Source organism: Clostridium felsineum DSM 794 (assembly GCF_002006355.2).
Lineage (GTDB): Bacteria > Bacillota > Clostridia > Clostridiales > Clostridiaceae > Clostridium_S > Clostridium_S felsineum.
Window position 1 is genome coordinate 4,308,090 of the sequence record NZ_CP096980.1, and the last position, 14,156, is coordinate 4,322,245.

The 14,156-nt window shown below is 30.4% G+C and carries 10 protein-coding genes; 1 reads left to right on the forward strand and 9 read right to left on the reverse strand.

Translation table 11 applies throughout. The annotated features are described in order from the left end of the window. Positions 1–6: 6 nt before the first annotated feature. The 8 genes from CLFE_RS20060 to grpE form a co-directional block, all read right to left on the reverse strand. Positions 7–276 (reverse strand): ACT domain-containing protein, encoded by a 270-nt coding sequence (locus CLFE_RS20060; RefSeq protein WP_077834299.1) that lies wholly within the window; start codon positions 274–276, stop codon positions 7–9. Positions 277–804: 528 nt separating this feature from the next. After that, positions 805–2,109 (reverse strand): alkaline phosphatase family protein, encoded by a 1,305-nt coding sequence (locus CLFE_RS20065; RefSeq protein WP_077893965.1) that lies wholly within the window; start codon positions 2,107–2,109, stop codon positions 805–807. Positions 2,110–2,270: 161 nt separating this feature from the next. Continuing rightward, positions 2,271–3,494, reverse strand: a complete 1,224-nt coding sequence (gene pepT, locus CLFE_RS20070; RefSeq protein ID WP_077893964.1) for a peptidase T — start codon at positions 3,492–3,494, stop codon at positions 2,271–2,273. A 25-nt stretch (positions 3,495–3,519) separates the two neighbouring features. After that, a complete protein-coding gene (locus CLFE_RS20075; protein ID WP_077835039.1) occupies positions 3,520–4,575 on the reverse strand; it encodes an HD-GYP domain-containing protein in 1,056 nt (351 codons plus the stop codon). Positions 4,576–4,606: 31 nt separating this feature from the next. Beyond that, positions 4,607–7,534, reverse strand: coding sequence for a zinc ribbon domain-containing protein (locus CLFE_RS20080; protein WP_077893963.1), 2,928 nt, complete (start codon positions 7,532–7,534; stop codon positions 4,607–4,609). A 99-nt stretch (positions 7,535–7,633) separates the two neighbouring features. Beyond that, positions 7,634–9,727, reverse strand: a complete 2,094-nt coding sequence (locus CLFE_RS20085) for an Hsp70 family protein (protein ID WP_077893962.1) — start codon at positions 9,725–9,727, stop codon at positions 7,634–7,636. Between the two features lie 14 nt (positions 9,728–9,741). Continuing rightward, positions 9,742–11,397 carry an Hsp70 family protein gene (locus CLFE_RS20090; RefSeq protein ID WP_077893961.1) on the reverse strand — a complete coding sequence of 552 codons (1,656 nt, stop codon included), beginning with the start codon at positions 11,395–11,397 and terminating at the stop codon, positions 9,742–9,744. Beyond that, positions 11,390–11,968 carry a nucleotide exchange factor GrpE gene (gene grpE / locus CLFE_RS20095; RefSeq protein WP_077893960.1) on the reverse strand — a complete coding sequence of 193 codons (579 nt, stop codon included), beginning with the start codon at positions 11,966–11,968 and terminating at the stop codon, positions 11,390–11,392. The genes CLFE_RS20090 and grpE overlap by 8 nt, the downstream gene beginning before the upstream one ends. Positions 11,969–12,440: 472 nt before the next feature. On the opposite strand from grpE, the gene CLFE_RS20100 reads away from it, so the two are divergent. Further along, positions 12,441–13,010, forward strand: coding sequence for a DUF3862 domain-containing protein (locus CLFE_RS20100; RefSeq protein WP_169850967.1), 570 nt, complete (start codon positions 12,441–12,443; stop codon positions 13,008–13,010). Here the strand turns inward: CLFE_RS20100 and CLFE_RS20105 are convergent. Continuing rightward, positions 13,007–13,948: a hypothetical protein gene (locus CLFE_RS20105; protein ID WP_077893958.1), complete on the reverse strand. Its 942-nt coding sequence runs from the start codon at positions 13,946–13,948 to the stop codon at positions 13,007–13,009. The genes CLFE_RS20100 and CLFE_RS20105 overlap by 4 nt on opposite strands. Positions 13,949–14,156 lie beyond the last annotated feature (208 nt).

The window sequence follows — 14,156 nt, forward strand, 5'->3', positions numbered from 1 at the left end:
TCTCCTTTACACTCTGTTCATTGAGTTGAATATGCCTTCATCCTGTATTTTTATTGATACCCCAAGTTTTTTACCTTTTTCATCAAGTTCTGTCTTTACCTTATCAAAGGAAACAGAAGCACTGGATAAATCTGTAAGCATTATCATTGTAAAGTATTCTTGCATTATAGTTTGACTTATATCAAGAATATTAATCTTCATTTCTGCAAGAATGGAACTCACCCCAGAGATTATACCAACCTTGTCTTTTCCAATAACCGTAATAATAGCTTTCATAAAAAATAGCCCTCCTTGTATTAATATACATTAGAATATATATAATGCTAGAATTCTTCTGCCTTCTGCCTCACAAAAGATTCTGTGGTCGAGCCTCTTGTGCAGGAATATTTTATGAGGCACAACGCTAGGATTCTATTGCATTATCGTATTATATAATGCTAGAATTCTTCTGCCTTCTACCTCACAAAAGATTCTGTGGTCGAGCCTCTTATGCAGGAATATTTTATGAGGCACAACGCTAGGATTCTATTGCATTATCGTATTATATAATGCTAGAATTCTTCTGCCTTCTACCTCACAAAAGATTCTGTGGTCGAGCCTCTTATGCAGGAATATTTTATGAGGCACAACGCTAGGATTCTATTGCATTATATACAATTATAATACAAAATTCTTGTTGTGAATATAGAAAAAACATTAAACACATGGAATTTAAGGTGTCCTTAATATATACGCATGCTAAAATGTCAATTAAATATTTTTTTATTACATATATATTATTATTCTCCAATATTTTCTTATATACTACAGCAAAATATCTTTTAGCACATTTCCATCTACATTTTTCATTTCTAATCCAAGTATTGCTGCCATGGTAGGGCCCTCATCTACAAGCCTAGCTGTATCTAACTTAACGCCTTTTTTTATGCCACATCCGAAGGCAGAAAAAAACGTTCTATACCCTTCTTTTAACGGATCATATCCATGAGTTGCTGCAAAGTATCCTTCTTCACTTGCTCTATCACGTGATTTTTCTATTTTGACAATAACATCCTTTTCTCTCCAATCATTATCAAAATAATATCCATCTTCAGCTTCAAGCATGAAATCAAAATCTCCTCTGATATTTTTTTTAGCGGCCTCTTTTTTTGTATATATTTCTTGTATTCCGTATTTTCCACTATCCTTCATATCTTTTAAAAGATTAAAAACCTCTTCTTTATTTTTATCATCTACTACCTTTATTTGATTAGAGCCATCACAATAATTGGCGTATGCCTTCCAATTTACTATTTTTCCTTTCTTATCTATATGTATAAAACCTTTTTTTACAAAAGCAGTATTTATGCAAATTTTGTAATCAACATCAGAAAAGCCGTGATCTCCTAAAACTATAAAAGCAGTTTCTTCATATATACCTGCCCTTTTAACAGCCTCAAATATTTCTCCGAGTCTTCTATCTTCCCTTCTTAAACCTTCATATACATCATCAGCTGCAAAACCAAACTTATGTCTAGCATGATCTATTTCATTTAAATGTAATAATGTTAGATTTGGTTTCTTTTTCTCTAACATATAGCATACTGACTTACATAAAAAATCGTCTAAATTAGGTTGCTCTGCTCTATTTAGTGTCTTTCCAAACTTTAATATTAATTTAAGTAAAAATAGTGGTGTCCCATTTGTAAGCGATGCTATAACTTGATTACTATAAGGCTTTACACTCCAAACTTCTGGGCAATTATAATGTATTTTAGCTCCTCCCATAACTGGCCAAAATACATTTCCAACCTTCATACCATGCTCAAGAGCAATATCAACTAAGGTAGGTACTTTAATATATTTTTTCTGCCAGTACCATTCTTGCATCTTTACTCCTATTTGCATTTTTTCATTATTAAATATTCCATGTTTTTCTGGATATGTTCCAGTTATTATAGAGGTATGCGATGGATATGTTACTGATGGATACACTCCTACAACCTCTCTTACATATGAACCTTCATTAATAATATGTGCAAAATTAGGAAGCTTTTTTATAAAATCAAAATCCTTTGCATTTAGAGCATCGATTGATATAACCACTAGATGCTTCGCTTTTCCGTTCATAGTTTGTTTTTCCCTCCAAATTAGTATTTGTTTTTATTATCATATTATCATTATGTACTTGGACTTTTTCGTTAAAGTATAGTTAAATTTAATAAAAATGTTTAAGGTCTCTAAGTTAAAAAACCTAGAAACCTTATTATAGATTCTTTTTTCATATTATATTACTTTTCTTTGTAAAGCTCAACTATATTAATTATTACCTCTACAGCTTTTTCCATAGCAAATGTAGGTATGTATTCAAATTTACCGTGAAAATTAACCCCACCAGTAAATAAATTAGGAGTTGGGAGACCCATGAAAGATAACCTTGCTCCATCTGTACCGCCTCTTATAGGTCTTACAAGTGGTTTAATTTGAGCTTTTTCCATAGCCTTATATGCTATATCTACCACATACTTAGCTTCATCAATTTTTTCTTTCATATTATAGTATTGATCTTTAATATCTATATCAATTACATTTATTCCGTATTTCTCATTTATAAACTTAACAGCATTAAGCATTAATTTTTTCTTATTTTCAAATTCAATTTTTGAAAAATCTCTTATTATATATTGAAGTTTAGTTTCTTCTACACTTCCTTCAAAAGCAACTATATGATAAAAGCCTTCATATCCTTCAGTATGTTCTGGAACCTGATTTTTTGGTAAAAGACTCATGAATTCCTCTGCTACAGAAATTGAGTTTATCATTTTATCTTTTGCTGAACCTGGATGAACATTTCTCCCGTGAATAACTAATTTAGCACCTGCTGCATTAAAGTTTTCACATTCAAGTTCACCGAACTCTCCGCCATCTACTGTATAAGCTACATCAGCCCCAAACTTCTTAACATCAAAGTAGTCAGCTCCTCGTCCTATTTCCTCATCTGGAGTGAATCCAATACAAATTTTGCCATGCTTTATTTCTGGATGCTTTACTATATAGCTTATGGCTGTCATTATTTCCGCAATACCAGCCTTATCATCTGCACCTAAAAGAGTAGTTCCGTCTGTTGTTATAAGTGTCTTCCCAGTATAGGATAACATCTCCGGAAAATCCTTTGGTGAAAGAACTATATTCTTTTCTTTACTTAAAACTATATCTTCTCCATCATAATTTTCTACAAATTGAGGATTAACATTTTCTCCGCTCATATCTGGACTAGTATCCATATGTGCTATAAAACCTACTGCTTTAACTTTTTCTTCTGTATTTGCTGGTAGATAACCCATCACATATCCCTTATCATCAATATCAGCTGAAATTCCCATACCCTTTAATTCTTGCACAAGCCTTTCTCCAAGCTTAAGTTGTTTTCTTGTGCTTGGAACAGTATTTGAATTTTCATCAGATTGAGTATCAAACTTTACATATTTTAAAAATCTCTCTATTACTTCCTCCATAAAAAACACTCTCTTTCTATAATTACTAAATGACTTCATCTATAATTATATCATTATGTTGTAATAAATCTATTTCATATGGAGTAATTTCTTCTTCTTTAGTTTTTCCATATATAACTCTTATAATTGGTCTATCTGGAAAACCCTTATTTTGCTTCACAACATATCCTTCAATTCCATTAGAAAGCCTTACACATGAACCAAGCGGATAAATAAAAAATGTATTTTTGAAATCAACAACCAGTTTAGGATCAAACATAGTTCCTGCACTTGCAAGTATCAGTTCATATGCTTCATTAGGCTTAAATCTATTTCTATAGGATCTATTTGCACTTACAGCAGTAAACACATCACATATACTTATTAATTTTCCAAACAGCGATATTTCATCACCCTTTATACCTTCAGGATATCCATTTCCATCATAGCGTTCATGATGCTGATAGACTCCAGCTACTACTTTTTCGCTTAATATTCCTATATTTTTTAATATATCACGTCCAAAACCAGGATGCTTTTTCATTTCTTCATATTCGTTATCACTTAATTTTGATTTTTTATTTATTATAGCATTTGAAATTTTAGTTTTTCCAATATCATGAAGCATTGCTGAAATACTTAACTCTTTTACTTCTGCTGTAGTGAGCCCCATAGACATACCTAAAAAAGCTGCCATTATTCCTGTATCTAAACAATGTACATAGGTATAATCATCATAAAGCTTAACCTCGTAAAGGTTAGTATTTATAGTTCCTTTTTCAACTACATAATCCACAAGTTCATCCACAGTTTCCATTGCTTCCTTAGTATTTTCGTACTCACCTGTGAGTATATTATTAAATATTAAAGGCATTTTGTTAAGTGTTTTTGCTTTGAGCTTTTGCATCTTTCTATCTACTTTAATATCACTTAGTTTTTCATCCTCCACATGAACTAAGAAAACATTATTCTTCTTTAAAAAACTTATGGTTCCCTTACTAACCTTTGTACCTGTAGCAATTAAAAGCCTACCTTCTTCATCATATATATCTTTTGCAATTGTTTCATTAGTTTCAAGATCTTTAAGAAAAACTATTTTCATCAGTAGACACATCCTTATTAAAATTTAATATCTAAATTCTTACAAACTTGTATCTGTCACTAGCAATTGTAAAAAAAGGTCTTAAAAAAGTATCAACATTTTCAATATCTATAAAAACTTTATCCTCGTTACCTTCATAAACTATTCTTCCATCCTCACTTCCTAAAGGCTCCCTCTCTTCATTAACTACTAAAACATAATTCGGTATTCCATTTTTATCAGGATTTTTTATTACAAAATTAATTCCTTTATTTAATCCAAATATCCCTTTTGATCTTTTTATTTCATAGTGAAGTTCTTCAATACCTAAATTACCTAATTTGCATTTTCTGCCGTAAGAATATTTCTTTGAATGCGATGTTTCCTTCATTACAAAAACAGTAAAAAAATACTCTTTATATTCTGGATTCTCTATTACAAACGCAGAATTCTCATTATATTCCATTATTGAAATTTCTTTATAAAATGCATCTTTATCATTTATAGAGTGACAATAATCATTAAATTTTAAACCTACTAGAACTTTTTCTACTGCTTTAGGCCATCTCCATTGCAGATAAAGCTTTTTATCAAATATATATCCTGTAACTTTTTCCACTTCATTTAAGATAGATATATGCTGCTGTTTTCCTATACATGCTGAATTTCCTTCTGTTACTACTGGAAGAACGAAAATAGTTCCTTCCTCAACATTTTTTATTTCACATTCACTGCTATTTTTTATAAGCGCTCTATTATCAAAATTGTTAAGTTTATTTTTTGATATAATTTGTCCTTCTTCAAATTTAAAAGGATTATTTGAGTAAAATATATGCACTCTTCCTTTATAACTTTTTCTTTTCCAAACAACCTTTATATTATTATCTTCCAAAAATGATAATTTTATATCACTTATTGTTTCTGGGGGGGTTATAGTTTTTCCAAAACAAGTTATTCCCTTAGTTGATATTTCTTTGCCTTTATCGTCTCTATATTTGGTAATTATCAAATATCCATAATTTTTTCCACTAACAAGTCCTGTATCCTCCACACCAAATAATGATACATTATCTAACCTAACACCATCACCTTTATCACTTGGTGCAACCCCTTCTTTTCTCCATACTTCTATAGCTTTTGCCTTAACTGGGGTACTCCAGGACAATATTATTTCTGTACTACTATTTTCTACTTCAATGTTATCTACTTCAGCCACAGGAATAATAGGACCAATGTAAGAAAATACTTTTGAATTAATGCTTGATCTGTAGGAAAATACTGCATAGTAATAACTTTGGCCAGCCTCTACACTGAAATCTGTAATTTCCTTTTCTGAAGTCTCTCCTATGAGCTTGCCATCATCAATAGAACCAGGTTCACTTCTTAATTTTCTTATAATCCTATATTTTACTTTCTCTATTTCAGTACTATCCCACTTTAAAACCACACTATTATTTAATATTTCGTATCTTAAATTATATGGTGGCTTAGGTGGATATTTAGAAAGATATTTTAATGCATAAGCACAATCACTACAAACATTAAGTGCCTCACTGCAAAACTCCGTTATCTCTTTCTCATTATTTATATCCTTAATTCTTCCTATAAAATTTTCAGCTTCAGCTATTTTTATGCTTGCTATTTTTTCATAAGTATCTATAAATTCTGACATATTTATTTTTTTCAAGGCTATTATTTCCTTCATTGCACTGTAATATGCTCTTTGTTCCATAAACTCAATAATCTTGTTTTGCCTATCAGTAATTATATTTGTTTGAATTTCAATTTTTTTAAGCATACTATCTATACTATTGTTATCTTGCCATAATTCTTTAGCCTTTTTAAGTAAAAAATATGCTTCCTCTGTATTGTTACATTGAAGTTTGTTTTCTGCTTCTCTTAAGAGTGCTGCCGCTGTTGTCATATCCTCTACATGAAATCCACAGCTAGTACATACTTTATTATTAGCACTTATTACTCTATGGCACTTTGGACATGTTACTTTCAAAGGGAAACCACATTTATAACAAAATCTCGAAATTTTATGGTTTAAACATCCACATACATTACATCTCTCCATAGTTTCTACTGATACCTGCCTTGGAATTTCAATTGATGTTTTCCTTTTAAAACAGAAGTTTTTAATATACTCCTTTGCTTCCTCTAATTCCATTCCACGCTCTACAAGTAACTTTACTATATAATCAAATTCTTCATAAGCTATGTAACCTTTTGTTATGGTAACTTCTATTAGCTCTGATAAATCTTTTGAACTTACTTTCTTAATTGCCTCATCATATTTTTTTCTATTTTCCTCATCCTTAAATATATCATCACACATACCTTGAAGTATGGAACTAGCTGTTACAAACGCATTTTTTGAAGAAGCTTTTTTTATCTCTTCATATTTTCTTTTTGAAGCTAGTTTTATAATACTTAAACTAGACAATTTTGGTACTCCTAGAAAATCATATAAAGATTTTTTATCCACTATTTCAAGATTTAATTTTATTTTATTAATTCTAGTAATATCAAAAGTATCTTCACTATTTCTTTCTTTTTTATTTTTTTCGTACAATTTTATTGGGACTTTAATTCTACTATTTATTTCATTTTCATTAAACTCTTTAAATTTTTTCTTTAATTCCTTTTTTTCAATATCAAAAATATATCCCTTTGTACATAAAAGTTTTATAGTTTCATCTAAAAGTTCGTATTTTAGCTTTTCCTTTTGCCTTTTTTCTTTAATTGCCTGTTTCCACTCTTCATTCCTAGCGTATTCACTTTTTAGCATTACATTTTCTATTTCTTTTATCATACCTAAATAAAGCTTTGCTTTTACTGCCTTAGTAGGATGGTTTCTAAGCTTTGACCACTCACTTCTTTTTTTATTTATGGCATTCTTTATAACTTCTTCATCCTGCTGTTTTGGCTCTATTGATAATCCTAAAAGAGTATAGAAATTTTCTCTTTTTCGCATTTGCTTCACCTCATAATTACTGTGAAAATTATTATTTATTTGCATAATATTTTAGCAGCGAAGCTAATATGGTATGCACTCGCTGCTAAAATCTAGTTTTTATTGGAGTTTTATAGAATTGCTTTTTTGAAACATTTTTATTCCACTCTCTGATTTTAAAATAACCTTCGCTATCCTTGAAAAGGACTGTTTCAAATTAGATACTTCAGTAAAAATAGAATTTTCTTCACAGGTTGCTATTTTATCTAAAAAGTCCTTTCTGGCATTTCCAAATCCAATTGCTGCAATTTCTATTCCATCTTCCTTACATTTGTTAACCTCTGCCATTATATCTTTTTTTCCGTACCATTGCCCGTCAGTTAACACTACAATAAAACAATCTCCATAGGCATCTTTCAAAATATCATAGGCTTCGCTAAAGGGCTCAGACATAGTTGAAGTTCCAACATCTGCTTTTCTTAACCCTTCCACTGCACTTATTATGTCGTCCCTTTTTTCTGTTAATGGCATTAAAGTTTGAACTCTATCTGCAAATATTATTAATCCAACTGAAGAATTCTCCTCATCTAGGGCTTCTATAAAAGTTTTTGAAGCTTCCATGGCTTTTTCAAGTGGTTTTCCGCGCATACTTCCAGATAAATCCATAGCTATAACTATATTTTTATGAACTACTTCTTCTGTTTTGCCAAAACCTTCTTCAAAGCTAAAATTTTCTGGTATTTTTTCTATCTTTAATGGAAGCTTTTTACCTGTTTCCCTTTGAGTTGCAAAAACATCTACCACTCCATTTTTATTATAGGAATATTCAATATCTATAACCGCAGGCTTTCTTCCTACATAACTTATATCATGAAAAACATACTTACCTAAAACAGTGCAGTTCTCTATTTCTTCACTTTCTCCTTGAAGCATATAAACCTCAAGAACATTATCTCTATTCTTTCCTGTTCTAATTTCATAGGGTCTTTTTTCGATGCATGGAATTTTCTTATTCTTTTCTATTATTATACTGTTTATATACCCTTTGCCCAAAGAATCCAATGCCACCATTCCAAGACTATGGCTCATTACATCCTCTGTTTTTTTATATCCTCCAAGTGTGAAAAGGCTTTTTTCTTCCTTATTTATGGTAACTTTTGGACCCGTTTCCATTGTTGCCTTTATTGCTGCCCCTATTGAAACTACTTCATCAACGTTTATTCCAACAATAGGTTCCTTTTTACTAACCTCACGTATAAAATCTAGAACCATAGGCATTCTAGTGGAGCCTCCTACTGGAAGTACACCATCTATATTATCCCAAGTAAGCCCTGCACTTTTCAAAACATCCTCACTTAAACTCTTTGTTCTCTGAAGTAAATCCCCTGTAAGTCCCACAAATATACCCTTTGTTATGGTGAACTTTTCACTTAAATCACAATAATATATGCTTATTTCTGTGCTTTCCCTTTTAGACAAATGTTTTTTTACATTTTCGCATTTTACGAGTATATCATTATAATACTCAATATCATCCATTGGATTTACTCCGAACTTTTCAAAGAATTTTTCTCCAATATACATAGCAATTCTATCGTCCCAGTCTTTTCCACCAAGCTCATGGTCACCATCTGTACTCAAAACCTTTATAATATCATCTTCTATATGAACCAAAGTAACATCAAAGGTTCCTCCTCCAAGATCATACACAAGTATATTTTTATTTTGTCCTTCTTTTTTCATTCCATAAGCCATTGCTGCAGCTGTAGGTTCATTTAATATACTTAAAACATTAAAGCCTGCTCTTGTCCCAGCATTTATAGTAGATTGCCTTTGCAAATTATTAAAATAAGCTGGAACTGTTATAACTGCATCTTTAACCTCGGCTTTAAGAATATTTTCTACATCTTTCTTAAGCTTTTTTAATACTATAACAGACAAATCTTCTGCATTATAATACTTGCCATTGAATTCCAACACAAAATTTTCGTCACCCATATTTCTTTTAAAAAAACAGGCTATGTTGTTATCTCCCATTGCCTGCATTTCTTTTGCATCATCACCTACAATGATTTCGTCATTACCAAAATATATAACTGAAGGCGTTAACGTATTTCCTTCTTTGTTATTTAAAACCTTAGGAGTTCCATTTTCATCAATGATAGATACTACAGAAAATGTAGTTCCTAAATCTATACCTAAACTGTATTTCATATATTTATCAATCCTTACGACACTTCAATATTTTTGTTTCTTTCTTTAGCTTCCTCAAGATCTTTGCCTTTAATTACAGAACTTGTTTCTATAGATGTGCTAATTTCTCTTTTTTCAACTGCTTCAACTGCTTTAATTTGAAGTCTTCCCTCTTCGTTTAATTTAAAAGTTATATCTACTGGAGAATTCTTAGGCAAATTTTCCGGAAGCGTAAGCTCAGCCTCTCCTATTTCATTTCCATAAGTTATATCTACTATTTTATCTGTAAGCTCATCTTCAACTATTTTTATCATGACGTTTTCTTGATTTTCTTCCCTAGTTCCAAATCTTTCTGTAAATTCATATGGAACCTCGGAGTTTTTAACTATTAAATTATATATAACTTCCTTTTCTTCATTATTATATGTTACAACTCCAAAGCTTTTACTTACTACATTAACCACCTTAACATTTGAAGCTTTAACTGCTGAAAGCGTATAACCTGTATCATCTGCAACTTTTTTTGCCGCCGTTTCAATAATCTTTTCGTCAATGCTTTTTTCATCAATACTTTTCTTTATATCCTCAATATCTTTTCCTGTATCCTCTGATATTCTTCTTACAAGTTCATCATTTACAGATAGCTTCCAACCATACAAGGCTGCTCCCTTTGAGACTGCTTCATCCGGATCAAATATTTTAGGTTCTATACTGTATTTACTTTTTATTATTTCTTCAACTTGAGGCATACGTGAAGAACCACCAACAAGAAGTATTTCATCAAAAGCAGTATAATTTTTCTTCGCTGCCTCTTTAAGCATATCATCTGTAAGACTTATAGTTCTTTGAAGAAGGTCATAAGTTAATTCATTAAATTTTTCTCGTGTTATTTCTATTTTTGCCCTTTCTCCTTCGTAATTAATGGATATAGGTGCCTTTTCTCTTTGTGATAAAGTTTTCTTAACTCTCTCTGCTAAAAGCTGAAGCTCTTGGCAAGTCTCAGGATCTTCCAATATATCTTTATCGTTACCTGTTATCTCTTTATACTGCTCTGCCATATATGCAATCAGCGCATCATCCCAATCTTTTCCACCAAGATTATGGTCTCCACCTGTACATATAACCTTTATAGAATCCTTTTTAACATCAATCATTGTTATGTCAAAGGTTCCTCCTCCAAGATCATACACCAAAACAACCTTGTCCTTATCATAATCAACACCATAGGCAACTGCAGCTGCTGTAGGTTCATTTATTATTGCTTTTACATTTAGGCCAGCTATTTCTCCCGCAAGCTTTGTAGCTTCTCTCTCATTTATTCCAAAATAAGCTGGACATGTTATTACAACATCACTTATCTTTTGTCCCAAATTATTTTCCGCATCACTTATAAGTTTTCTTAATATGAAGCTGGAAATTTCCTCTGCATGATAGCTTTTTCCTCCATGCTCAAAATAAAAGTTTTCATCACCCATAGATCTCTTGACAAAAGATACTACCTCTTCCGGATACATTTTTGAATTTTCTTTTGCTACATCTCCAACTATAACGTTATCTCCGTCAAAAAATACCACCGATGGAGTTATCCTTTCATTCTCAGCATTAGGAACAACTACAGGTCTTCCATATTCATCTACATAAGATATACATGAATAGGTAGTACCTAAATCTATTCCAAAAATCTCATTCATGTTCTTCCTCCTTGTTAACTAAACAACTATTATAAACATATACTTCTACAAGTTCATGTCGTATTACTTTACCCTCTAGAAGGTAACCCTTTTTTATACTTCTAGCAACAGTTCTATCCTTGTCCTTGTCTTCAGTTTCAACTGTTTTAACTATTTTCTGTCTTTTAGGATCAAATTCAGGAAAATCAAAAGTAAAGTCCTCTACTCCCTGCCTATAAAGCATATCCTCTAAATCCTCTGATAAACCACTTACTACTTTAAGTACTTTTTCTTTAGTAAACTCAGCTGCATCTTTTTCTTTTAAAGCTTCACAAGTCTTATTATTATTATCGATGGTATAAATTATATCTGTAAGAAGTGGTTTTATCATTTTCCCGATTATGTCATTTTTGTAATCTTGAAGCTGTTCATGAAGACTATCTATTATATCGTCTTTATGTTTGTCATATTTTACCTTACTCTCAAATTCTTCTTTTAAATTCTCAATCTGTGCTGTAAACTGTTCTGCTTTTTCATCAATCTTTTTTATTAAATCTTTTACTACTGAATTTTCTAAAGTTTCGTTTTCCACGATACATACCCCATTTACGCATTATATGGAAATGAATAAAGCTTATACCTTTTATATAATTTTTATTTACATTTTCCATTTAGATTTGAATTTTCAAAATTATATTTTTATTATAACTTTTATTTTAACTTTTGTTAATATATATAGCATTATATATAACTTGTAAAATGTACCTTATGAATATCCTTTCCCCTTATAATGTTTTTCGATACAAAACATACTTTTTTTTACACCACCTCGAGAATTATAGTGTTTCCTTCACACTAAGCATAGCTAAATAACCTATTGACATCCATATGTATCATTGTTAATCTAACCCTATATAGTAAATATTAACTTTATATCTGCACACATATTTTAAGAGGAGTTTAATGGAGATAAATTATAAAATTTCAAAAGAAAAACTGATAAGTGATTACTCTACTGATTTTAAATACCAATAAAATATTTATTGTGAAAGAGGATGGCCATTATGAAAAGGAAAATAATTATCATTTTATTTCTTATATGCATTATTTTATGTGGATTTTTATATTTTATATTTAAACCTCATCATCCTATAACATATACTCATAAAAAACATAAAATAACACATGTTAAGGCTAAAACTCAAAAGTATACTTTAGATCAATTTATGAAAATAAAAGAAGGCATGAATTACAATGAAGTAAAAGCTATTCTAGGGAATAATGACGGAAAAGATCTCGGAGCACATTTTCCTTCACAATCTTATGAATGGTCAAATGACACACAAAATAGTATTTGGGTGGACTTCTATAATGATAAAATACTAAGAAAATATCACAGTTTTATAGACACTTCCATGAACGCAAAAGTAACACAAGATGATTTTAACAAAATCTCCATTGGTATGTCCTATGATGAGGTAGTAAAAATTTTAGGACCTGGTAGGCTTTATACAGAACACTATGGTAAGAATCATGGACAAGCATATGCATGGATTAATAGTGATGGCAGTACTATTAGCATACAATTTCAAAACGGAAGAATTACAGGAAAGGGTAATAAAGATTTAAATTAACTACAGGACTTACAATTATTTATATCTTCATTAAGTTTATAAAAATCATTTATTATTTTAAATTTATTTTCTTTTATGCTAAATACTTTATCTGTATTATCAAACTTAACCTTATCACCTATGAACTCTATACTGTATGGTATAATATCCATCTTATCTTCTCTAAATAAACTAGGTTTTAAACTAGGCTCTAAAGCTGTTATATAGCCGTCTTCTTTATCATATATCTCTATCCTATCTGTAGAACTAACTAAAGATTTAATTTCTCCATTTTCATAAAAGCAAAGAGAATTTACATCTCCACTAAGTCCAATTGCAGTTATATCATATGCCCTAATAACTCCAATAGGTGTATTGACCGATATTTTATTTATCGGTTCTAAGGATTTTATTTCTCCACTCTCATAAAAAGCTATACCCATCCTAACTTTTACCTTGCCTATAGGCGAAGCTACTGATATTTGATCTCTTGTCCAAAATGTAAGACTTTTTAATTTCTTTGAATCATAAAAGCTGATAGCTACAAGCTTACTTGCAATATTCCCGATTTTAAGCGTCAGGTTTAACTCCTCTGCTAAATTATATTCCTTTTGTTCAGGCCAAAAAGCAGTTATTTTACCATTTACGGGAAAAAGTTTTTTTATATTACCACTTTCATAAAAGGTTAATAGTTCTGCCTTTATATCACCAATAGATGTTTTTATTATTGAGCTTGTATTTAAAGAAATGCTTTTTAATTTTCCGCTTCTATAAAAGGATAATGACCTTGTATTTTTAGTTCTTACACCGTCCTCTTGAAACTTTGGAACTAAAATTCCTAAATCAGTTACAAGTTCACAATATTCTGTTAATTTACATTCACTTATTTGTCCACTTTCATAATATTCTGCATTGCTTATTCCTTTTAATTTACCATAACTTACATTAGTTTCATTCATACTTACTCACCCTCATATAATTTTATCTTTCAGAATATTATATCATATTATCATGATAAAGTGTATTTTTTTATTAAATTAATAGTTTTTAAGTTACAATATTAATCTTTTATCAAATATTGTAACTTAAATTTATTTAATATACTTATCAAAGCAAAAAAGATGTTTCCTCCACCATATCAAATGAAACATCTCTATACCTAATCTC